The 22,783-nt window shown below is 47.3% G+C and carries 17 protein-coding genes and 1 pseudogene; 1 reads left to right on the top strand and 17 read right to left on the bottom strand.

Going from position 1 to position 22,783, the window contains the following annotated elements:
- Positions 1 to 322 precede the first annotated feature (322 nt).
- The 4 genes from BN1234_RS01605 to BN1234_RS01590 form a co-directional block, all read right to left on the bottom strand.
- Positions 323 to 1,144, bottom strand: a complete 822-nt coding sequence (locus BN1234_RS01605) for a uroporphyrinogen-III synthase (RefSeq protein ID WP_054954909.1) — start codon at positions 1,142 to 1,144, stop codon at positions 323 to 325.
- Positions 1,137 to 1,502: a nitrite reductase (NAD(P)H) small subunit gene (locus BN1234_RS01600; RefSeq protein ID WP_054954960.1), complete on the bottom strand. Its 366-nt coding sequence runs from the start codon at positions 1,500 to 1,502 to the stop codon at positions 1,137 to 1,139. Before BN1234_RS01600 ends, BN1234_RS01605 begins: the two co-directional genes overlap by 8 nt.
- A gap of 19 nt (positions 1,503 to 1,521) precedes the next feature.
- A complete protein-coding gene (gene nirB / locus BN1234_RS01595; RefSeq protein ID WP_054954908.1) occupies positions 1,522 to 3,963 on the bottom strand; it encodes a nitrite reductase large subunit NirB in 2,442 nt (813 codons plus the stop codon).
- Between the two features lie 208 nt (positions 3,964 to 4,171).
- The gene (locus BN1234_RS01590) at positions 4,172 to 5,593 is read right to left on the bottom strand and encodes an aspartate ammonia-lyase (RefSeq protein ID WP_054954959.1); all 1,422 of its coding nucleotides are present in this window, start codon (positions 5,591 to 5,593) and stop codon (positions 4,172 to 4,174) included.
- A 305-nt stretch (positions 5,594 to 5,898) separates the two neighbouring features.
- Between BN1234_RS01590 and ric the strand changes: the two genes are divergently transcribed.
- A complete protein-coding gene (gene ric / locus BN1234_RS01585; protein ID WP_054954907.1) occupies positions 5,899 to 6,600 on the top strand; it encodes an iron-sulfur cluster repair di-iron protein in 702 nt (233 codons plus the stop codon).
- An 85-nt stretch (positions 6,601 to 6,685) separates the two neighbouring features.
- Here the strand turns inward: ric and BN1234_RS01580 are convergent, their stop codons facing one another.
- The 13 genes and pseudogenes from BN1234_RS01580 to BN1234_RS01525 all read right to left on the bottom strand — a co-directional run bounded on the left by BN1234_RS01580 (position 6,686) and on the right by BN1234_RS01525 (position 22,777).
- Positions 6,686 to 7,510 (bottom strand): endonuclease/exonuclease/phosphatase family protein, encoded by an 825-nt coding sequence (locus tag BN1234_RS01580; protein WP_054954906.1) that lies wholly within the window; start codon positions 7,508 to 7,510, stop codon positions 6,686 to 6,688.
- A gap of 233 nt (positions 7,511 to 7,743) precedes the next feature.
- A complete protein-coding gene (locus BN1234_RS01575) occupies positions 7,744 to 8,337 on the bottom strand; it encodes a TetR/AcrR family transcriptional regulator (protein ID WP_054954905.1) in 594 nt (197 codons plus the stop codon).
- Positions 8,338 to 8,373: 36 nt separating this feature from the next.
- On the bottom strand, positions 8,374 to 9,795 hold the full coding sequence (locus BN1234_RS01570; RefSeq protein ID WP_370733777.1) for an MDR family MFS transporter: 1,422 nt from the start codon (positions 9,793 to 9,795) through the stop codon (positions 8,374 to 8,376).
- A 211-nt stretch (positions 9,796 to 10,006) separates the two neighbouring features.
- Entirely contained in the window at positions 10,007 to 10,921 is a 915-nt protein-coding gene (locus BN1234_RS01565; protein ID WP_054954903.1) for a polysaccharide deacetylase family protein, read from the bottom strand.
- Positions 10,893 to 12,214: pseudogene (locus tag BN1234_RS01560) on the bottom strand (MFS transporter). Before BN1234_RS01560 ends, BN1234_RS01565 begins: the two are co-directional and overlap by 29 nt.
- A 168-nt stretch (positions 12,215 to 12,382) precedes the next feature.
- On the bottom strand, positions 12,383 to 13,423 hold the full coding sequence (locus tag BN1234_RS01555; protein ID WP_054954902.1) for a copper amine oxidase N-terminal domain-containing protein: 1,041 nt from the start codon (positions 13,421 to 13,423) through the stop codon (positions 12,383 to 12,385).
- Between the two features lie 264 nt (positions 13,424 to 13,687).
- Entirely contained in the window at positions 13,688 to 15,823 is a 2,136-nt protein-coding gene (locus tag BN1234_RS01550) for an amylo-alpha-1,6-glucosidase (protein ID WP_054954901.1), read from the bottom strand.
- A 25-nt stretch (positions 15,824 to 15,848) separates the two neighbouring features.
- On the bottom strand, positions 15,849 to 15,989 hold the full coding sequence (locus BN1234_RS22665) for a hypothetical protein (protein ID WP_245640055.1): 141 nt from the start codon (positions 15,987 to 15,989) through the stop codon (positions 15,849 to 15,851).
- 136 nt (positions 15,990 to 16,125) lie between these two features.
- Positions 16,126 to 16,950: a carbohydrate ABC transporter permease gene (locus tag BN1234_RS01545; RefSeq protein WP_054954900.1), complete on the bottom strand. Its 825-nt coding sequence runs from the start codon at positions 16,948 to 16,950 to the stop codon at positions 16,126 to 16,128.
- A gap of 5 nt (positions 16,951 to 16,955) precedes the next feature.
- Positions 16,956 to 17,900: a carbohydrate ABC transporter permease gene (locus BN1234_RS01540; protein ID WP_054954899.1), complete on the bottom strand. Its 945-nt coding sequence runs from the start codon at positions 17,898 to 17,900 to the stop codon at positions 16,956 to 16,958.
- Positions 17,901 to 17,998: 98 nt separating this feature from the next.
- Positions 17,999 to 19,237 (bottom strand): ABC transporter substrate-binding protein, encoded by a 1,239-nt coding sequence (locus tag BN1234_RS01535; protein ID WP_054954898.1) that lies wholly within the window; start codon positions 19,235 to 19,237, stop codon positions 17,999 to 18,001.
- A gap of 180 nt (positions 19,238 to 19,417) precedes the next feature.
- Positions 19,418 to 20,968 (bottom strand): response regulator transcription factor, encoded by a 1,551-nt coding sequence (locus tag BN1234_RS01530; RefSeq protein WP_054954897.1) that lies wholly within the window; start codon positions 20,966 to 20,968, stop codon positions 19,418 to 19,420.
- A gap of 6 nt (positions 20,969 to 20,974) precedes the next feature.
- Entirely contained in the window at positions 20,975 to 22,777 is a 1,803-nt protein-coding gene (locus tag BN1234_RS01525) for a cache domain-containing sensor histidine kinase (protein WP_054954896.1), read from the bottom strand.
- Between the last annotated feature and the right edge of the window lie 6 nt (positions 22,778 to 22,783).

The raw sequence follows: 22,783 nt of genomic DNA, 5'->3' as shown, positions 1-22,783 counted from the left end.
CGAGCTTCATATCAAGCGACTATACATTACCAAAATTTAGTTTAATTTTACTTCGTTCCATTTAACCCCTGATCTCCATCACACTATTGCACATTTATTGATTCCAATCCATGTAACTTATTCGCATCTATTTGTTAAGGAGCAGTATACATATGGATGGGACATACCCACTGATTCCCTTGCAGGCCAGGCACCTCTCTCCTTGGAAAGAATACATATTTATGAAAAAAACAAAGGCTGTCACCACGCGCAAACAGGCGGGCGGGAAAACCTTTGTTAGTTCATCGACATATTTTCTATTTCTCTTTGCTTGATCCGCGCTTTATCTGTCTCTCTGGCCTTCATAATGATGACCAAGCTCAACGATCATGGCACCCATTCTTTCTGTTTCCGGCACGATAATGCGGCCTATTCCTACTTCCCGAAGCGCTTCAGCTGTTACCTTGCCGACAGCAGCAGCCAGAACCCTCTGTTCAAAAGCGGATTTCACCTCAGCCTCACGTCCGGTTTCTCTCGCATAATCGAATAAGTATCCGACTTGAACCCTTGTCGTGAAACAGACGGCATCCACTTCCTGCTGAAGCAGTTCATTTGTAATCGCGGCAAGCGTCTCGCGTTCGGGTGCATGATAACGGTATGGCAGCACTGCCTGCACATCCATGCCGCCCCTGCTCTCGATAAACCGGAATATCTGTGAAGACAGCTCGCCATGAAGCTGAATCCACACCCGCTGATTCGTAAAATCAAACACCTCCAGCTTATCGATCATACTGGCGATCGTTCCATCGTCATCACAGACAACCGGATGAATACCTGATTTTTTTAAAAAGGCGTTCGTTTTGTAACCGCGGCAGGCAATCTTGGTTTCTTTCAACCTTTCTTCAAATGCGGGTACAGCATTAAGCCTTTCTGCAGCCTGGTGCATGGCTTCAAATCCCGTCCCTGTTGTGAAAATAAACCAGTCGGCACCCTGCTCGATGAAACGCTTTACATCCTCTTCTACTTCAACCGGATCCGAATCGGTTAGTCCTTGAAGCGACCGGACAATAGGTATTCCGCCTCTTCGTTCAATAATCTCAGCCATCTCTTCTTTCTTTTGTGATCCGGCAATAACAATTCTTTTATCCTGAAGATCTTTAGCCATGGAACACCCCTCCTCCATTCTTAGGCAATCCAATCCGTACCTCGTTTCCGAGAACATGAACCGGGTATGTCTGCACCTGCCCCGTGTCGGGATCGAGCACCTGACCATCCGTCAGTGATATTCTCCAATCGCATATAGGATCGAACAGAATCTCGCCGGAAATGATTCCTTCTGCGATCGTGCCTCCCCGGGGACCAGGGCTTTTGTTTTCCAGTGCATGGATTGTGCCGTCTGTCGTCTTGAATACCGCAATCTCTTCCTTGCCTAACCGTACGACCCGGCCCAGTCTCTCCGTGAAATCATCTACGGTACCTACTAGATAATAGGTGTATTCATTTCTGTTCAATATCGGTTCCATCATGCAGCCCCTTCCAATTTTAGTCCTGGTTTGTTGAGACACTGATTTCTTCAAACATTCGTTCACGCAAATTCGAATTGTTCAGAATTTCATTCCAAGGCTCCCTGACTTGACTTAAAGCGATTTCCATTCGTTCAGCCAGCGCACGGCGGTTATCCAGATCATTCACAACGGCATCTATAACGGACGAGAGTCCTACACGCTCGATCCAATCCGAGGTCCGCTCCAGATACTTGCCGGTTTCCCGGTAGTGCTGCATGAACGCAGAGACAATCTCCAGAAGCTCTTCATCCGTTCGTACCTTGCACAGCAGCTCAGCAAGCCGGGCTTTAATACCGCCATTGCCGCCGACGTAAATTTCCCACGCTCCTTCATTACCGACGATACCTATATCCTTGGTTGAGGACTCCGCACAGTTACGCGGACAGCCGTTTACTGCCAGCTTGAACTTGGCCGGCATATCCAGCCGCTCGAACTTCTTCTCAAGCATGATGCCCATACCCATTGAGTCCTTCGTGCCGAAACGGCAGAACTGCGATCCCACACAAGTCTTGACCGTACGCAGAGCCTTCGCATAGGCATAGCCTGATGGCATACCAAGGTCCTTCCAGATCTTTGGCAGGTCCTCCTTTTTAACTCCGAGCAGGTCCAGCCGCTGACCGCCGGTTACCTTAACCAGCTTGACGTTATATTTCACTGCAATATCCGCAATAAGCCTGAGATCCTCCGGTGTGGTTACCCCGCCGTACATCCGCGGCACAACGCCAAAGGTTCCGTCCTTCTGAATGTTGGCATGCATCCGTTCATTAACAAAACGGGAATCCTTCTCGTCCACATGCTCTGTCGGCCAGATCATGCCCAGATAGTAATTCAGTGCCGGCCGGCACTTGGAGCAGCCTTCAGGATTATCCCATTCAAGCGCATACCTTACTTCTTTGGAGGTGATTAGCCCCTTTTCTTTTATAGCCGTCACGACTTCGTCTCTGCTCAGCGTGGTGCAGCTGCAGATCGCCTCCTGCTTCGCCGCCGCCGAATCATATTTATCTCCAAGCACATATTGAAGAATCTGCTCGACAACAGGCCGGCAGCCTCCGCATGAACGTGTCGCACTCGTTGCCGCCTTGATCTCTCCCACGGTGGTTAATCCCTTTTCGTTAATGGCATCCACAATATGCTTCTTCGTGACACCATTACAGCCGCATACAATTTCCTCGTCCGCCAGCTCTGCAGCCGTATTGCCGGACTCCACGGAGGCTTGTCCCACAATCGCATCATGGATCGCTTCTGTCATAACGGTGCCTGTCCGAATCCACTGCTGCAGTCTGGACGATTCCTTCCCGTCACCAACCAGAACACCGCCGACGATCCGACCGCCGCGCAGCAGCACTTTTTTGTAAATACGTCTCCAGTCATCATGCATCCGCACGATGGAAAGTCCCTCAGCGTCCATAAACTCTCCGGCAGAGAATACATCTACGCCTGATATTTTCAGCTGAGTCGATACAACCGACCCCTCATATGGCTTCGTTTCCACTCCGCACAGATGCTTCGCAAGTACAGCCCCCTGCTCAAACAGCGGAGCCACGAGTCCGTAATTGATACCCCGATGCTCGTTACACTCCCCTACCGCATATACATCCGGGACGGAAGTGCGCATATAATCATCCACAAGAATGCCCCGGTTAACCGCAATACCGCTCTCCTTGGCTAGAGCGATATTCGGGCGAATTCCAACTGCCATGACTACAAATTCGGTATCCAATGTCGTTCCATCGGTAAAACGAATGCCGCTGACTCGCTCATCTCCCAGAAACTCCTCGGTCTGCTTGCCGGTGGCAAATTTCAAACCCTGGCTTTCCAGCTCTGCCTGAAGCATCAGGGAGGCGGTATGATCCAGCTGGCGTTCCATGATCTCCTCGAACAGATGGACCACCGTAACATCCATCCCCAGTTTAAGCAGTCCCTTGGCTGCCTCCAGTCCGAGCAGACCCCCGCCGATAACGGCAGCCCTCTTGTACTGATCAGCCGCATGCAGCATATGTTCACAATCCGCGATGTCCCTGAAGCCTACAATTCCTTCTTTATCTGCTCCCGGAACCGGAAGTATAAATGGATTGGAACCGGTTGCAATAATAAGTGTGTCATACGGAACTTCCATCCCGTTGTCTGCCTTCACGGTCTTATGCTCCGTATCAATATGCGTTACACTCGTTCCTGTATACAGCTCTATGCCGTTCTCCAGATACCAATCCCAATCATTCAGAATAATGTCCTCTACCGCTTTACTCTTCTCTAACACATACGATAATTGAATACGATTGTAATTGGGGTAAGGCTCGCTCCCAAATACGGTAATCCTGTAGGTGGCGGGTGCCAGCTTTAAGATCTGTTCCACCGTGTTTATTCCGGCCATCCCGTTGCCAATCAGCACAAGATGCCGACGTTCCTGTACTTCTACCATGCAGAAACCTCCTATACGCAACTTCCTATTTTATGCAAAAGAGACCTTTTAACCTACTAAACATCCTGTGCATAAGCGAACCAGTTTTAGCATATTTTATCTGTTTCAAAGATAAGAAAAGAAGAATAAGAAAGGAACCCATCTGCTGTAACTTTGTAGCAAAAGGATTCCCCATATGGTAAAAGAATTAATTTCCCTTGTTCAAAATTTATTGATTGAGCAAGAATTCCTCACCGGCAATACCAGGTGAAGTCATATGATACGGGTCGAGAATGACACGAATCTGTTCCTCGGTTAACAGTCCCTTTTCAAGAATGATCTCTTTTACATTCTGTCCGGTCTGCTGCGCTTCTTTCACCAGTCTTGAAGCCACATCATATCCCAGATGCGGATTCAGGGCAGTGATGATACCGTAGCTTGTATCCACATAATGCTTACATCTGTCGATATTAGCCTGAAGATCTGCAATGAGGTTCTTATGGAACACTTCCATGCCATTCTTCAAAATCTTGATGGAATGCATAAGATTGTTCGCGGCCACGGGTACCATCACATTGAGCTCGAACTGGCCTGCTTCACAAGCCAGACAGATCGTATGGTCATTGCCTATCACCTGGAAAGCGATTTGGTTCATGACTTCCGCCATAACCGGATTCACCTTGCCCGGCATGATGGAGGAGCCCGGTTGTCTTGCCGGCACGATCAGCTCGCTGAAGCCTGCCTTCGGACCGGAGGCCATCATGCGAATATCGTTGCACATCTTGGATATGTTGACCGCGCATACCTTCATCGCAGCCGACAATTCCAGATATGCATCAGTATTCTGCGTAGCATCCACAAGATCATCTGCCTGCACCAGATCCGTTTGGGTCTGTTCTTTCAGCAGGCTAACCACACTTTCCATATATTCGAGCGGCGCATTAAGGCCTGTGCCAACGGCCGTTGCGCCCATATTTATTTTGAGCAGGCCCTGGGCTGCGCGTTCAATACGTCCAATATCCCTGCCGAGTACCTTGGCGTAAGCGTTGAATTCCTGGCCTAAGCGGATCGGCACAGCATCCTGAAGGTGGGTGCGGCCCATTTTGATTACATTGTCAAACTCCTTCGCTTTATCCTCAATGCCACTTACAAGCTTCCGGAATACAACCAGCAAATCCTGAGTTAGACGATAAGCCGCAATGCGAATTGCGGTTGGAATGGCATCATTCGTGGACTGGGACATATTCACATGATTGTTAGGGTTGCAGTAGAAGTATTCGGCTTTTCCCTTGCCTAGCAGCTCCAGTGCCCGGTTTGCCAGCACTTCGTTCATATTCATATTAATGGAGGTTCCCGCTCCGCCCTGGATCGAGTCCACAATAAACTCCGAACGGAACTGCCCCTCAATCACCTCTTGAGCTGCCTCGACGATGGCCTTTCCGATCCCCTTCGGGAGCAGGCTGAGCTGCATATTGGCAAGAGCTGCGGCTTTCTTTACCTCAGCAAGCGCAGAGATTAACTCCGCATGTATAGGAACTCCACTGATGGGAAAATTCTCGACTGCCCTGACTGTATTGATTCCGTAATAGGCATTAGCAGGAAGCTGCTTCTCGCCAAGGAAGTCTTTTTCAACCCGGTAGTTCACGTCCATGTCTTCATCACCATTACCTTTCGAATTCCAGTAAGTCACCTTCTGGTACTGTACTCATTCGTTCCTGACAACAATTATCCTCTAATTTAAACATTTTTTTTGCATAGGAGTCCGAATTTTGTAATATGCCGAGTACATGTTATTTTCCCTGCTGTATCCGTCATCATTTCCACACTTTTCAAGTGACGGGAATCACCCGGCCACGCATTCCCGTTCCCTATACTTAACCGTATAAAACAGTTCTTACTCTTCATGTTCAGCATATTACGATTCGAATTCCCACTCAATAACAGGAGGTTCCTATCATGAGCCAAATTACACTGCATACCCTTGTTGCCGATATCGTTACAGCGATACCTGAAACAGCCGATCTGTTCCGTAAGCTGCGGATTGATTTTTGCTGCGGAGGAAAGATCCCGCTGGAAGAAGCCGCCCGAAACCTAAATCTGGATGGAGAGCAGGTTCTCTCTAAAATATTATATATAGAGCAGAAGCATAAGGATTATGCTGAACACCAACCTGCCGCAGAACTCGATGAAAAAGAACTTATCAACCACATTCAGCAGAAGCATCATGCATATCTGAGAGAGGAGCTGCCTCAGCTTACACCATACATCACCAAGGTGGCTCGTGTTCACGGAGAGAATCATCCGCACCTGCTGCGTGTCCAGGAAATTTACGGGCTTTTGAAACGCGAGCTGCTGGAGCATACAGAGGATGAGGATCAGATCGTGTTCCCGCTGATTATGCATTTCGCTGATCACCCTACGGCTGAGGCCGCCGAAGCGCTTAAACCGCATGTCATGGAGCTCGAGGGAGAGCATGAACACGCCGGTGATCTCCTCAAGGAGCTGCGCAAGATTACCTGCGACTTTGAACCTCCTGCTGGAGCATGCGGTACGTACCGCTTGGTATATCAACGGCTGGCACAGCTTGAAAAGGATACCTTCGAGCATATTCATCTGGAGAATAACGTATTGTTCGAGAAGGTGCGCGCAGCTATGTAGCATGAAAAATGCACCCTGTAGAATATAGACGCTTGAAGTGTCTATTCTATGGGTGCTTTCCATTGGTATTGTATTATAAGTCTAGTCAACCATTGGATATATGAGCCATTACGCCAAAATGATCCGATACCACCGGTCCATTCTTCCCGTTCATGACCACCGCTGAAGATTTCACCTGTACCGGGTGGCTGGAGAAAATATAATCAATGCGCAGCGGCCGCTTATTATCTTCCCAGCCTGCAATCGCCTTGACCACCGTTGCTCCTTCATCCCGCGACTCAGCGTTCATATACAAGTCATGCCAGCCCTTACTGATGACGTAATCATAGCCCTCATCCCGGATTTCAGCTACATTGTTCAAATCGCCCATAATGAACAGCGGCGTATGTTTAAGATCCTTAAGAATCCGCTCCGTTTCATCCCACTGTCCCTTAAAGGGATCCTCATCATTCCACCAGTTATAGTGGCCGTTCACGAACCAGGCTGCCCGCCCCTGAATCTCCGTTTGAATGCCTAGTATTTTTCGGGTTCGGTAATTCCTATAGTCCCTCAATCGGGATACATATTCATTAATCGAATTCGAAATGGGTGTTCTCGACAGGATCGCAAGACCCTCGTCATAAGTGACAAAACCAACATGAGTCGGAATCCAGGTCCAGTAATAAGATGCCTTTAATTCTTTTTGCAGCACATAAGCATAGTTATCCCGTTTAATAACCGTGTTAGGGTCAGCACTATAATAATGAGATAACTCAGGTAAAGACACCGGTTCTTCGTCCATCGACTGATTGACCTCCTGCAGGGATATCACATCAATCTGGTGCTTATTTATAAAGTCAGCCAGCTGTTTGATCTTGTCCATCTGATTCTCTTCCTGCCATGCATGCGTATTTAACGTCATGATTTTCAAAAACCATCACCTGCTCATCCAGTCTAGTTGTAGATCAGGGAGAAGAAACTCCTCCCTTCCCACCTAGTTTACCCCAAGAGTTGTGCCAAGAAGCCCTCCCCGGCGGAAGTTCCTGTCCAAACCTTTGGGTGACCTGTGCAGCAACATTCTTATATACAAAAAAACCGCTTCAACCAGAACTCCATCCGGCACGAAGCGGCTTTACAGCCTATTCATTATTAGTCGTTAAGTGCTTATGGATCCACAAACAGAGTATCCACAAAACTTCGGCAGTACTGATCTGCAATCTGCTCAGCGCTGTAACCCATATCATGCAGATAGAGAATAATATCCGCACGTGGAAGTGCAGCGAGTAATATGGATGTGAAGACCGGATCCATTGGTCTCAGCTCTCCTTGCTCGGATGCATGTTCCAGAAGACTTTGTATCTGTGTTCGAAAATAAATAAATGGCGGATTCTCACACAGTGTATTCTTGGTGTCCTCCAGTCGATCGGAGGTCAGCATGACGCGCAGCCATTCCATATCTTCATTCAATAGAAGGACTACTTTATACATAATCGTTCGGAGGCGCACGGCAATCCGCTCTTCACCACTGGATTGGAGATAGTCATCCACTTCCTCAATAAACCGATCGATCTTCGCTTCCATTAAGGTAAAGCAGATTTTCCCCTTGCTTGAAAAACGCCGGTACAGGGTGCCTTGACCAATCCCTGCCGTCTTCGCGACCTGATGCATGGAGACATCCTCAACTCCATATTGGTTAAATAAAGATTGCGCTGTGTCCAAAATCTTTTGCCCTAATGCATCATTTTCTTTTATGCTCATCTAGCGTGCATCCCTTCTCTTAGAACACGAAAGCTGTTATGCTGCTGATTTTTGCTGTTCAGCAGGTGCAGCTGACCGTTTAACGAAGAAACCTAGTACTAATGCAGCAACAGCAAGAACAAAGCCGGTGATAAATGCGTTGTGCAGGCCTGCAATCATGCCCTCGACCGGGTTCATATCGCCCGTTGACAGTACATAATTCTTAGAGCCTGCAGTCATGATACTAATGAAGAGCGCCATGCCTACCGCCCCGGCTACCTGCTGCAAGGTATTCATAATCGCTGTACCGTGAGGGTACATCAAGCGCGGCAGCTGGTTTAAAGCTGTTGTCTGGGCTGGCATCATCACCATCGAGATTCCAATCATCATCATAACATGAAGGAAGATCACATAACCACCTGTCCATGAAGCTTCAACACGTGAGAACAGGAAGATAGAAATACATAGAATGACGAGCCCGGGAATGATTAAGACCCTGGGTCCGAATTTATCAAACAGTCTGCCTGTAATTGGCGCCATCAGTCCGTTGATAATACTGCCTGGCATCATCACAAGTCCTGCTGACAGTGCGGTTAGCCCAAGTGCGTTTTGCAGGAACAGAGGCAGCATGATCATTGTTGAGAACATACTCATCATCAGCACCAGCATCAGCACCGTTACGAGTGAAAACATCGGGTATTTAAAGGTACGCAGATCGAGCATTGGCTCTTTCATACGTAATTGGCGCCATACAAAGAGCAATAAGCTGATCGCTCCTGCGGTAATGCACCATACCACTTTAGGATCAGACCAAGTGCCTTCTCCGGCACTGCTGAATCCATATACAATTCCGCCAAAACCAATCGTTGAAAGAATAATCGAGATGAAATCAACCTTTGGTTTGGTTAACTCAGACACATTCTTCAAGTATATCGCAGCAAATACGATGGAGAACACCGCCAGCGGAATCACGAGGTAGAACAACCAGCGCCAGCTCAGTGAATCCACAATCAACCCGGACAATGTTGGCCCGATTGCCGGTGCGGTCATCATAACGAGTCCGATCATCCCCATCGCAGCTCCCCGATTCTGCGGCGGGTAAATACTTAGAATGGTGTTCATCAGAACCGGAATCATCAAGCCTGTTCCGAAAGCCTGCAGTATACGACCGGTCAACAGAACTCCAAATGTCGGTGCGAACCCGCATATAATCGTACCTGCTAAAAATAGCACCATTGCACCGATAAACATCTGCCTCGTTGTAAACCACAGTTGAAGCATCGCTGTTATCGGAACCAGTATTCCGACAACGAGCATATACGATGTTGATAACCACTGAACCGTCGACTCCACGATGCCGAACTGTTCCATTAAACTTGGAAAAGCGATGTTTAGCAGCGTCTCGTTCAAGATGGAAACGAATGCGCCAATAATCAGTGCGGCTACAATCGGCCCTCTCTTTATCTTGCTTAAATCCATTTTGGCCGAACCTGGCCCCACTCCCATATCCAAGACCTTATCCTCCCTTGTATCTATGTAACCTGCGGACAATTGTCCGCAAGTGCGTTTTTTATTCTAACGGACAATTGTCCGCGGGTCAATGTATATATTTAAAATTCAAACAAGTTTTATTGTCATATTCGAAATAACTAATCGGGCTTTGCTTCTATAGGCAGATCACACTATTCATCTACTTCCTCAAAAGCTCCCTTACCAGCCTCAGTGCCGACCGTACACGCGGGCGATTTAGATGCTCCTGCACATAACGGTAATCGGTCAGAATGACCTTGGCATCACGCAGCGTATACCCGAAGTCCTCATCGAACAGAAGCCGGTACTCCCATACTCTTTTTTCCCAATTCGGAATGTTCGTAAAGCTCCACAGATCGTCAGCGCCGGGATGAACGTAGGTTTCGCTAACCCCCTCCGGAAGCCTATACAGCTTCGCAAGGATGCTCTGTTTAAAACTCTCATAGGTTTCTCCCTCCAGTTTAACAAAGGGATGGGACAGCAGGTAATCCGGAATCGGTACGCCAAATGTATCTGCGAGCCCGGATGCAAGAGCTACCGGCCGTTCGATATCAGACAGCGTGCTGAGGAGAGGGTCCTCCTTATCGATGTAGCGGAAAAAGCGTGATGGCAGACCCCACCTCGATATTTTCCAAAACGTCCGGGGAAGGAAGCTTCGCCCCGTTTCCATACCGTACAAGCTGCCCATATGGTTATCGACATGACTTATCCGGATGCCGGCCTTTTGCACAAGCCGATACTGGGCATCAATCTCCTTCATGACCGCCCTCGTCTCGGACCCCTGTTCAAACTCCTTGACCGTACGATACTGAAATCCTGCATCATCGTGAAGCGAAGGATGCCCAGTCAAGCTGCTCCACCGCAAAGCCTCAAACTCACTTGTCAATGTAAGATGAAGCCCCACATTCGGCTGCTTCCTCCTGGCACTCCATGCTGCTGCCTCTTCGAACCCGGGAGCAGGAGCCATAATCGTCGCGGACGATGCCTTGCCCTCCCCCAGGATATGCATGATCGCCTTGTTCGTCGCCGCACTCTGACCGAAGTCATCACAGTTTATAATCAACCTTTTGCCCATTACCTGATACACCTCCTGTCTTGGTATGAAATCCGATTTTAGCGGCAAAAGAGATCAGGAATGAAATGACCAGAAGACCCAGCGGGACCACACTCATCAAATACCGGAACGTCGATTCAGGATCAGATCCCGGGTTTTCTCCGCTCTCATAGCCAAAGATAATGCCGACCACGAAAAAGCAAGCGCCGAGATCAGCCCGCTGGAGCGGGTAATAAAACCGCTGACCGCCGTATAGATTCCTTCTCTTCGCTGTCCTGTTCTCTCCGCATCCTCATCGATGATGCTGCCGCTCACCATTGCCGGTGTCACCAGAAATCCCGCGAGTCCGAAGCCTACAGCAACTCCGGCAGCCACGCCGCTGGCCAGATCATAGCCGAACCACAGCGGAATAACAGACAAGCCATACACGGCAAGTGAAAGACGCCACGCCTTTACCCCGTCCATTCTGCGGATGATCCAGTACCAGACAAATACAAGCGGAATAACTGACACGAATACGGAGGCAAGCAGAATCGACACCTGCTCCTCCGGAATTCTCAGCACATACTTCGCATAGAACGGGATGATGGAGCTGATCAATCCATTGACCGTCTGGGCAAACGAATTTGAAATATTAAAAACCCAAAATTTCTTGTTCTTCAGCGTCTCGCGAAAAGCCACGACGAGCTTTAACGGCTCACTCTGGGACAGATCTGGCTGCTCTCTCACGCTCATCATGCATAGAAACATAAAAACACCAAAGATCAGTGCATACAGGATCGACATATTAGAGAAACCCATCAAGCCAAACAATATCGGTGTCAGTGCTGTTCCGATCAGCAGGGCAACAACCTGATAGCCTTGCTGGATTGCCGATGCTTTAGCACGGACGCGATCACCGCGGTATAACTCTGGAAATAGCGCACCGTAATTAACCCACAGCACCGTTGCCACAGCTTCATACAGAATGAGCGCTGCAAGAAACCAGATAAATAATCCGTTCTCCGAAAGGCTCTCCGGCGGTGAAAAAATAATTACAAATGAAATCATAAACAGCGGAATCGCACCAAACACCCAAGGCCTGCGTCTTCCAAGGCGCGTCTTGGTCCGATCCGACCAATATCCGAATAGAGGGTTGTTAAGGGCATCCCAGATGAGAAAAATCGTTCTTGCCAGCGTAGCCAGACCGATGCCGAGCCCCAGCTTATCCACATAAAAATAACTGTAAAACGAACTGAATGCCTGACTGGGAACCATCATAGCGAACATGCCGAGTGAATATGCATACGGCGAATTAATCCAGCTGCGCTTCATGCGACTTCCCCCTAACGGTAATATCGATGATTAATAATGGTGTACAGTATTCGCCCCGCATCCAGTTTATTCCTTTTTGTAAACGCACACGAAGAAAGTTCTAACCCTCCAGACGATAAATAAAGCCTTACCGCATGCGGTAAGGCTTCTGGCTTGTCCTGCTTATGATTACTTCATGACAACGATTTTAACAGCGCCGCCGATGGGCGGCAGGCTCTTGGTCAGCATCGGGCCATAGAATGCAAGCACTTTGTCATCTTTTTTCAGGTCGGTTGCCTTCACGTCTTTACCATCTTGGTCTACGATCACGGTATCAGCAGACAGGTTAAGCACAACTTCTTTTGGAGAAGCCTCTGTCATCCCTATGCCTGTCACCTTAATTCTCGACCCATCCTCATTCGGAGTAATGGTGCCTGACGTCCCAAGCAAGTCTTTCCGATCAGAATCCTGCTTTACTTTGATTTCATAAGCGTACGTTTGCCCCGGCAGACTCATCGTCATCGCTAAACTGTGTACAACATTGATATCCAGACCAAGAGACAGATCTTTAAGCTCAATCTTCTCGCCGGCTGCATTCAAAATAACGGTATTCTCGTCCACATTCAGAATAATACCGTCTGGGCCTGCACCATTGATATGTGCAGCCTTGCGGTCCTCTTCATTATAGACAGCTGTAATTACACCACTAGCTTTCACGGTCTTCGCATCCTCTGCTTCCGATTCCCCGGTTGTAACGGATACTTGCGCACCTTCAATAACAACACCATGGTGAAGCACGTCACTGAAGTATTGTGCAGGTACATACAAAGTGCCCAGAATATTTACGGGGGCCGCTCCGAGTTTCACGAGCATTTTATTCTCATTATACTCGTCTTTGTCCGTCTGTACGAGACTCCATACGGGTGTATTCGGTTTCGTCAGCTCTGTGGAACGCGCTTCCTTATTCCACTTGAGGTCATATCCCAAAGCTTCTGCAATTTCACGCAGTGGAAGCATGACCTGCTTGCTCTCCTGGTTCATGAACCCGTTGTTTTTTGCATTCTCACCGTTAATGGTTACACCATAATTCGTAATAGCTGAAATCAGCTCCGCTTGGATCTCCTGATCCTGCTGCACATCCGCATTAGGTGCTGCATATGCTGCACCTCCGGACACGGCCATCGCAGAGACCAGAAGTGCTGCAGCCGACTTCTTCAATCGTTTCTTCATGTTCATCATCCTTTCTTGGTTGCTTCTTGTCTATTGACGCATCGTTCTCTCAGGATGTTGCATGAAACCAACTAAGCTGTGTTTATGATGAGTAACCTTCCGCTGCAAACGGTACCTCATTTTCTATTATTGTAAAGGAATAAACATATTAAACCGGACAATTTACAGTCCGCCATATTCGTTAATAAAATCACAAAAACAGGGTAACCCTCAGATCCTCAGACCTTTGGAATACCCTGTTATCGCTATTAGAAAGCTTTGAACTTAAGATCCTATTGCTGCAACGGAGAAGGCGGAATTATTCTGGAGAACGCCTTTGTCCCTGGATTTCAACACAAATCCGGTCGTGTTCTCAAGCACTTCCACGTTAAACGTATTGTCTCCGGCAGAACCAACACGTACAACCCGAACGGACAAATGTCCCTCTCCGATCGCAATATGCTCTGCCTTCAGCTCATTCATACCCTCAATAAGGAATGGAGACAACACAATTTCCTTATTCGCTGCATTCGGATACAATCCGAGCATCGCTTGAACGAATACAATCGACGTTGCCGCTGCCCACGCCTGCGGAGAGCATGTTGTCGGATATGGAACCGGATAACCCAGTTCCGCGTCATACCCGCAGAACAGTTCCGGAAGCCGCTGATATTCAAAGTGCTCCGAGGCCTTCAGCAGTCCGGAAATGACCTTGCCTGCTTCCTCTTTGAATCCCATCTTGCCAAGGCCCAGCAGGATCATTGCATTATCATGCGGCCACACACTACCGTTATGATAACTCATCGGGTAGTAACCTGTAGAGCCTGTGCTCATCGTGCGAATACCATACCCGTTGAACATATCTGGCTTCATCATTCGCTCCGCCTGCGCCTTGGCCCGGGCAGCTTCAGGCAATCCGGTCATGAGAAGATGCCCTGGGTTCGAGGTAACGCTGCGCACTTGACGCAGATCCTTATCCAGCGCGATCGCATAGCACTGCTCATCTTCCATCCAGAATGCCGCTTCGAATCTGGCTCTCAGCGCTTCAGCTTCTTCATCCAGTTTACGGGCAAGCTCGGCTTCTCCCATTGCGTTGAATACCGGGACGAGTGTTTTCTTTGCCTGGTATGCATGCCCTTGAACCTCGGCAAGCGCGATTGGTGTTTCCGCATACTCACCATACTCATGGATAACCGAGTTGGCCGAATCCTTCCAGCCCTGATTCGGGAAGCCTTTCTCGGCTTCCTGCTTATATGCCATAAATCCGGAGCCTGCTTCAAGCGATCTATCGATATACGCCAGCGCGCGAAGAATATTAGGTTTAAGCTCTTCCGCTAAGGAAAGATCGCCTGTCCAGCGATAATATTCGCCGATCAGATCCAGAAATAACGGTGTTGAATCTATCGTGCCAAAATAAGGCGAGAATGGCGATTGCCCTGTCGTTACGAGCTCACCGAAACGGATTTCATGCATGATCTTACCCGGTTCTTCATCTCTCCAAGGATCGACCTTTTCCCCTTGGTAAGCAGCAAGTGTTCTCAGCGTTCCCTTAGAGATCTGCGGGTTCACCGGAAGCATGAAGGCTGCGGTGATTAGGCTGTCTCTGCCGAATGGAACGGCAAACCAAGGCAATCCCGCCGCGGTTGTATCCCCGAACCCCACATCCATGGTCATCATGCGCAGGTCCTGCATTCCTCTAGCATATAGTCCGTTGAACAGAGCGGAATCAGACTCGATCCGGGTGTTATTCGTATACCACTGCTCATAGGAGTTCTCCAGCTGTTTAAGTCCTTCTTCAAAGGTCAGCGGCTCCACTTTCGAATTCTGGTCTATAGTCGGTATAACAAAGAATGTGATGACCTTCTGCTCCCTCGATTTCAGAGATAGGGAAAAAGATACCATTCCGAATTCATCCGCTTTACCTCCATGAGCATCCCAGGAAATACGCGTCTGTCTCTTGAGGTTATCCGCTCCGATATAACTGAGTGTCAGATCCTGAGCTCCAAAAGTGATACCCTCCATCTTCCCGACATTCCCGCTGCGGTATTTACGAACCACGAACATATCCTGGAAATCGGCATCAAAAGCGACAGAAAATTCGATGTTTGAATCATTCATGAAATAATTGGTTAGTGTGCAGCGCTCATACAATATGCCATTGTAAATAAACCGCTCCCGAACAACCTCAATTGCACCCTCATCCTTGGTATCCTTAATCAGACGGAAAGTAGAAAAGTAGCTCTTATCTCCCGCAGAGGTTAGCAGCGTCGGCTTCTTCCCATCGATGAATATCTCCATACGGCTTAAAAACCGCGTATCCTTCGTATACAGTCCATGACCCTGATCATCACTTAAAGCAATATCCCCATTCAGGCCTGTCAGAAAGAAATAATTTCCCTCTTTAATGACACGATAGTCCATATCTTAATCCCCCATAATATCCAGATTAAACAACGATCAGTTCGGCTAAGAGCCCATCCTCTGAATGCGGTCCAATACATAAATGAAACTTTCCGGGCTCTACCGTGAACTGAAGTCTTTCATCCAAAAGCCCCAGCTGTTCTTGTCTTACTGTAAAATGAACGATCCTGCTTTCCCCTGGCTGAAGCTGTACCTTCTGGACCTTTCAGCTCTTTGACGGGACGAGTAGAGCTTGCAGCATCACACTCCTTGGCAAGCGCTACAGCTCGCTGGCCCCCTCCCTCACTCCCCAGGTATTTAAATCAACCCTTAACGCCTGCGTTCGAAATACCTTCAATATACTGGCGCTGGAACATGAAGAAGAACAGGATAATTGGCAGCGTAGATAACACAACCCCCGCCATAATCATCGGTGTATTCTCAAAGAACATATCCTTCACACTGTTCAGACCAACAACGAGTACGTACATATCCGGTGTATTCGCAAGCGTACTCGGGATCAGGTAACTGTTCCATGTACCTGCGAAGGCAAGGATAGACATCGTGATCAGAGACGAACGAGCCAGTGGATAGACAATCCGCCAGAAAGAGCCCATCTTGGTCAAGCCGTCAATACGGGCTGCCTCCATAAACTCATTCGGTACCGAAATAAAGAACTGACGAAGCATAAAGATATACAGGCCTTGATACAGGAATGGCACGGTCAAGCCCCAGAATGTGTTCAGCCATCCAAGCTGCGCAACGTTCACATAAACCGGGATCAGAATCATATGGTAAGGGACCATCATTGTAGCAACAACAATCCAGTAGATAACTGCTTTTCCGCGGAAGTTCAGTTTGGCAAGCGCAAATCCGGCCATCGGGTTAATAATCAAGTTACCAAGTACAACGGCCCCCGTCATAATGACGGTATTCATGAACCATCTTGGCACGTTGTAGGCATCATTCGTAAAGAATATCTTAAAGTTATCGAGCGTCCAGTTGGCTGGTGATGTCAGCGTGTTGACATCCCGCATCGTAATGAGCGACGTATAGATCGTAAAGAGAAAAGGAAGGGCGAATAAAAGCCCAAGGATAATCGTACCGATATACAGAAACGGTCGACCTAGCTTCATACGGGTCTTCATTGCTCTCACTCCTTCTCATCCAAGAATTTTTTTTGCAGGTACGTTATCAACATAATGATGATAAAGAACATAACAACCGCCGCACTACCATAACCGATATTCATATAACGAATACCATGCTGATAGAAGTAAGTTACAACCGTGTTGGTAGCGCCAGCCGGTGAACCTAGTGCACCATAACGGGAGATCGCCGCGATCTGGTCATAGATCTGGAACCCTGCAATGGTAGATACCGACACGATAAAGAAAGTGATCGGCTTCAGATATGGCACGGTGATGTAGCGGAATTTATTCCACTTGGATGCACCGTCAATTTCGCCTGCTTCGTAGAGATCATTCGGAATCTCCTGCAGACCGGACAAGTAAACAATCATCGTAAATCCGGCTTGCTGGAATATAAAGAGGATACATACGAACAAGAGCGCATATTTCGTATCCGCAAACCAGGTAACATCGCCAAAACCAAACCAGCCGAAAAACTCAGTTAAAAAGGTCCCTTGCTTGAAGAGCATCATGAACACGGTTGTAATCGCGATCTGTGAAGTGATATACGGAAGGAAGAATACCGTCCGGAAGATCCCTTTACCCTTCAGCTTCTGGTTAACCAGGATAGCTAAAAGGAGACCAAGCACGGTCTGAATTGGAATCGAAATAACAACAATCTGCAAGGAATGAAGTAATGCACGGAAAAATTCCTTATCATGAAGGATGTTCACGTAGTTGTCCAGACCGATAAATTTGGCCTGATCCAGGGCCGCGAAATTCGCATCCTGAAAGCTTCTTACAAAAGACTGGATAAATGGATACAGAAACCACCATACCCACAGAATCAAAAAGGGCAGTGTAAACAACCAGCCCAGGGTCTTGTCGGAATCTGCCAATGAACGAAACCGCGATTGCCTGATCTTTTTTCCATTCAGGTCTGCTGGCTTGCTGCTGTAATCGGACATAATCTATCCCCCGCTCCCATAGTAAAATTGATTGGATGAAGAACAAAGACTCCCGCCCCCCTAGAAACAAGGAGCGGGAGCACTTGTGGTCTTACATCTTACTTAAACTGGCTTTGAATATCGTCGAGAATCTGTTGAGCGGATTTACCGGAACCGCCAAGAACCAAATCTTCAAGCTGCTTGACAAGCTCATCAGTGAAGCGCTTCGTATCTGTTGGATATCCATAGTCGGAGCTGTATTCGAGTGCTGGTTGAATTGCTTTAAACTCAGGATTTTTCTCAAAATACTGCTCGGAAAGAGCCGTAACTGCCGGGTTGAAGCCAAGATCCATAAATGCGGTTTGTGTTTCATCATTTGTCATATAGTAAGCCGCTTTCAGTGCTGCTTCCTTGTTCTTCGCATCTTTCAGTACCATGTAAGCATCGGAGCTCATTGTGCTTCCGTTCGTAGTGCCTTTAGGAACTGGAATAGCGACATATTTCAAGTCAGGGTTTGCATCTTTCAAGTAACCTTTGTACCAGTAACCACCAGTACTCATTGCTCCTTGCTCATTACCGAACACTTCACCATCCCAGCCAAATCCAAGGGACTTCGGTGTTACTGCAAGGCCTTCTTTATACATGTCAACAATCAATTCCAATGCTTTTACGTTCTCTGGGGAGTTGATTGTCTTACCGTTACCCCAGCCGCCGCCGAAGCTCTTCACGTAGTTGGTAATATGGAATGCATCCAGGTTGATAATGATTCCTTTTACTTTTCCTTTGTTCAGCACTTTCGCTGCTTCAACAACTTCATCCCAAGTCTTTGGATATTCGCCAAGGCCGGCATCTTTCCACATTTGCTCGTTGATGAAGAACATAGCAGGCATGTCACTGTTCGGAATACCATACTGCTTGCCATCTACATTCCAGATTTCCTTCGAAGTTTCAGGGAAACGATTCATGTCTACACCAGTTGTCTTAACCAAGTCATCGATTGGTGCGAACAACCCTTTGTTAATATACTCATAAGCACCTTCGTTAGAGAGCTTGATGAAATCAGGGGCAACACCAGCAGCAATTTCACCAGGAAGCGTGTTCCAGAACTGCTCACTGCTTGGATATTGTTTAATTTTCAGTTCAATCTCTGGATATTGTTTAGAAATGTTATCCGCTGCTTTCTGATAAATTTCTAGGTCCTGAGCCGTACCCCAAAAACCGAAATTAATAGTTACCTTCTCTCCAGTTTTTGCCTCAGCACTGTCAGCGCTTTCATTGCCGCCACACCCAGTTAAACCAACAACAAGGGCCAAACACAGTAATAACATGGAAGTAATCTTCTTGTTCACTTTTCTCATGGTGTAACCCCCTAAATAAATTATTGTTTTATCCTGCTCCTAAATCATAAGGAATTAAGGCCACAAAAAAAATTAATCAAATCATGATTAATTTTTTAAAATTGACTATTATCTTTTTGTCTATTTTGCTATAGAAAGTAGTTTTTATGCGATATTGCACTTTTTTATATATAATCACACTCAAACTTCTTCTTTTCTATATTGCTTAGGCGATAGGCCCGTATATTTCTGGAATACAATCGCAAAATGGGCTTGATTACTGAACCCGACCATTTCAGCAACATCATAAATTTTGTAACGATAATCCTTCAAATATTCCTTCGCCTTCTCAATTCGAAGCTCGTTAATGTAATCGAACAGTCCTTGCCCCACCTCCTGCTTAAATAACCGGCTGACGTAATTCGGGCTGACATGAAACAATTCCCCGAACAGCTTCAAGGAGAGGCTCTCGTTATAATGCGCCTTCGTGTATTCCATGATGTTGCGCGTCAGCTGGCTGTACCCCTTATTCTCCATTTGGTGCCGCTTCTTGAAGTGCTCTTCGAATAAGCTTCGGTAATGACCAGACAATTGCTGAAAATCATGAATCTCAAGCACATCAGGGCTATCCTCCTGCTCTTCCCCTTGAATGTCCTCTCCATGACCGAGCATAAACAGGAGGCCTTCATACACCTTTCGAACCTCCTTCTCCTCCATACACTCTTCCTGCTCAAGAAACTGTTCCCACTTCTTCAGCAGCTCCATGAACCTTTCACTCGCTTCTTCCCGAAGTGCAGCCTTCATCTGAGTTAAATAGTCATCCAATTGTTTATAGACGGCCTCGCTCTTCTGCTTCAAATGCTGATAATAAAATATGGAGCTCTCCGGATGATAAAAATCATGGGATAAAGCCTTGGAGGCTTGATCATAGCCAGCAGCAATCCCTTCGTAATGTTCGAACCAGTCGCTAATGCCCAGCACAATATCAATATTTACAAACCGCTTAAGTGCTGAACTGATCGTCTGAACCATTTTATTCACCCGGGTTAACGAGGCCAGCAGGCTCTTATGCTCACTGTTGCTGATGATGACGGCATTCAGCTGTTCACTTAGCTGTAAATATTCGATTTCCTTCTCTGTTGAGAGAATCTCCGTCAACACATTCTGAACCGTACTCGGAAGTATGGCTTCTTTTCCTTTCGTATACCTTTGAATAACCGTGTTGTAGCCTTTGATCTTGAACAGCACGACATACATATTTCCCTCTTTCAGATCCGTTTCCACCATATCGTGGACAGTGCCTTGAAGGGCATCATATAAAATCTGCTCCTTCCGATTACCTGGTGTATTAGATGCTGCAGCCACAGGGACTCGGCCCGTACCAAACTGCTCCCTTACGTTCTTCAGCATCGTTGTCAGCTCATGCTCATTAATATCCGGCTTGTGAAAATAATCGATTGCTCCCAGCTTCAAGGCCTTCTTCACATAAGCCATATCATCGAAGCTGCTGAGGATTACGGTCTGCACAGGGATCTGTCTGTCCCGAATCGCCGTGAGCACTTCGATGCCGTCCATTTTTGGCATTTTTATATCTAATAGCACGACATCCGGAAGACTTTCGGCAATCATTCGCAGAGCCTCTACACCGTCCCCGGCCTCTCCTATAATCTCCACGCCATGGGCTGCCCAATCAATGGCTGATTTGATACCAATCCGAACAAGAGGTTCATCGTCTACTATGAGTATTCGCAATTTCTATCACCCTGCCGTTTCTTCTATGATGGGTACTTTAATCCATGCTACCGTTCCGCCTTGCTCACCCTTATCGATCCAGAGCCCGTATTCAGGGCCAAAATGAAGGTCGATCCGGCTTCGAATATTATTAAGTCCTATGGAATTGAAGGTATCCCGTTCACCGGCGGCTTCCTTCTTCGCTTGTCCGTCATCCGGAAAGCCGCGGCCATTATCCGTAACCTTCATGATCAGTGAATCTTGTTCCTTATGGATGGATATGACGAGGGTTCCCTTGTAATCAATACCTTCAAACCCATGGAATACGGAATTCTCAACCAGCGGCTGAAGTAAAAATTTCAGCGTCTTATAACGCATCACTTCAGGATCGATATCATAAATGACATCAAATTTATTGAAGTACCGGAAATCGAGAATTTTCGTATAGTTCTCTATAAACTCGACTTCCTCTGCAATGGTTACATAGTCGCCTTCTTTCTTCGCTGTGAACTTCATGACGGAAGAGAAGGCCTGCAGCGCTTCTTCAATTCCGGATGCTCCCTGAATTTTAGCCATCCACTTGATAACATTCAGTGTATTGTATATAAAATGCGGACGAATCTGGGATTGCAGTGCAGTCATCTCCAGATTCCGTTTTTCTTCCTCTTCCACGTAGATCCGTTCAATCAAGCTCCTGATATCCCGCAGCATTTGGTCAACGGCAGTGTTAATGACACCAATCTCTCCATGCACTGTCGTATCGAAGGTTACGTCCAGGTTTCCTTGCGAGACGAGCTTCATCTTGCGTTTCAGTACAGCCAGCGGCTTCATGATGGTTTTGGCAATCTTCGCGGAGATCAGAATGGACAATACAAGCAGAAGGATTAAACTCACCGCTAAAATAGCTATGATCTGGTACACAATTAAGAACAGGTCTTTCCTCGGGATAATCGTTAACGTCTTCCAGTTCGCCATATCTGAGAAAGAAGAGATGATATAGGCTTCCCGGTTGACCGTAGTATGCAGTTTGCTGGCAGGATCATATCGGAATTCACCACTCAGCACAGCGGAGGCAGGAGTGTCTATTTCCTCCGGCTCGGTGCTGTGAACGATATAATCGTTCTCGTCAATCAGATAAAACTTCGTCTTCTCTGAAAATGACGTATTGCTCCAGAGTGTCTTTAGCTTATCCACCGAAATATTAAAAAGGATGAAGCCCAGATCTTCCTTCGTATACGGGTCCATGACAGCTCTCCCAAGAGAAACGACCTCAATCCCATTCCTTGAAAGAAGTCTTTCTTCATGAACTCCTGCCGCGACAAAACCGCCGGAGGCTTCCCTGATTACTTTAATAAACGGCTCTTGAATGAACTCCTCCTCAAAATAGGTAAAGTTCATATATTCCCTGTTGCTTCGTCCAATAATCGACTGGCTCTTCTCATGATAAATGACAACAGAATCAATCAAATCGGAGTACAGCATGATGCCGCTCTGGATCAGGTTGTTCACTTTATCGAAATCCCGTCCCTTCTCAAGCAATGGGTAGGATACCTTGTTGTAATCTTTTCGCATAATCGAATACACCGCTTCATCCTGAATCGGAAGCATCGACATCTGCTGCAGCGGCTGAAGGGAGGTGTCGATATTCTTCATAATTTGCCTGTTATTCTCGATCACAGCATCGACCATCGTACTCCGGTAATTCTCCACGTAAATCGAGGATACGACAACGGCGATCAAAATCAGAGGCAGAACAATGAAAGCGGAAAATGCCGCAATCAGCTTTTTCTCAAGGCTCCAGTGAAGTATTCTTTGTTTTAATCTGTTCATAACAGT

Origin of the sequence: Paenibacillus dakarensis, from assembly GCF_001373415.1 — a bacterium.
Classification (GTDB): Bacteria; Bacillota; Bacilli; order Paenibacillales; family Paenibacillaceae; genus Paenibacillus_AQ; species Paenibacillus_AQ dakarensis.
Note: the sequence above shows the minus strand (reverse complement) of the source record. Positions and strands in the feature narration are given on the sequence as shown.

Bases quoted from the DNA above. Each gene is read 5' to 3' on its own strand.
- BN1234_RS01605 (WP_054954909.1), bottom strand. From the start codon at position 1,144: ATGGCTAAAGATCTTCAGGATAAAAGAATTGTTATTGCCGGATCACAA.
- BN1234_RS01600 (WP_054954960.1), bottom strand. From the start codon at position 1,502: ATGGAACCGATATTGAACAGAAATGAATACACCTATTATCTAGTAGGT.
- nirB (WP_054954908.1), bottom strand. From the start codon at position 3,963: ATGGTAGAAGTACAGGAACGTCGGCATCTTGTGCTGATTGGCAACGGG.
- BN1234_RS01590 (WP_054954959.1), bottom strand. From the start codon at position 5,593: ATGGACGTGAACTACCGGGTTGAAAAAGACTTCCTTGGCGAGAAGCAG.
- ric (WP_054954907.1), top strand. From the start codon at position 5,899: ATGAGCCAAATTACACTGCATACCCTTGTTGCCGATATCGTTACAGCG.
- BN1234_RS01575 (WP_054954905.1), bottom strand. From the start codon at position 8,337: ATGAGCATAAAAGAAAATGATGCATTAGGGCAAAAGATTTTGGACACA.
- BN1234_RS01570 (WP_370733777.1), bottom strand. From the start codon at position 9,795: ATGGATTTAAGCAAGATAAAGAGAGGGCCGATTGTAGCCGCACTGATT.
- BN1234_RS01565 (WP_054954903.1), bottom strand. From the start codon at position 10,921: ATGGGCAAAAGGTTGATTATAAACTGTGATGACTTCGGTCAGAGTGCG.
- BN1234_RS01555 (WP_054954902.1), bottom strand. From the start codon at position 13,423: ATGAAGAAACGATTGAAGAAGTCGGCTGCAGCACTTCTGGTCTCTGCG.
- BN1234_RS01550 (WP_054954901.1), bottom strand. From the start codon at position 15,823: ATGGACTATCGTGTCATTAAAGAGGGAAATTATTTCTTTCTGACAGGC.
- BN1234_RS01545 (WP_054954900.1), bottom strand. From the start codon at position 16,950: ATGAAGACCCGTATGAAGCTAGGTCGACCGTTTCTGTATATCGGTACG.
- BN1234_RS01540 (WP_054954899.1), bottom strand. From the start codon at position 17,900: ATGTCCGATTACAGCAGCAAGCCAGCAGACCTGAATGGAAAAAAGATC.
- BN1234_RS01535 (WP_054954898.1), bottom strand. From the start codon at position 19,237: ATGAGAAAAGTGAACAAGAAGATTACTTCCATGTTATTACTGTGTTTG.
- BN1234_RS01525 (WP_054954896.1), bottom strand. From the start codon at position 22,777: ATGAACAGATTAAAACAAAGAATACTTCACTGGAGCCTTGAGAAAAAG.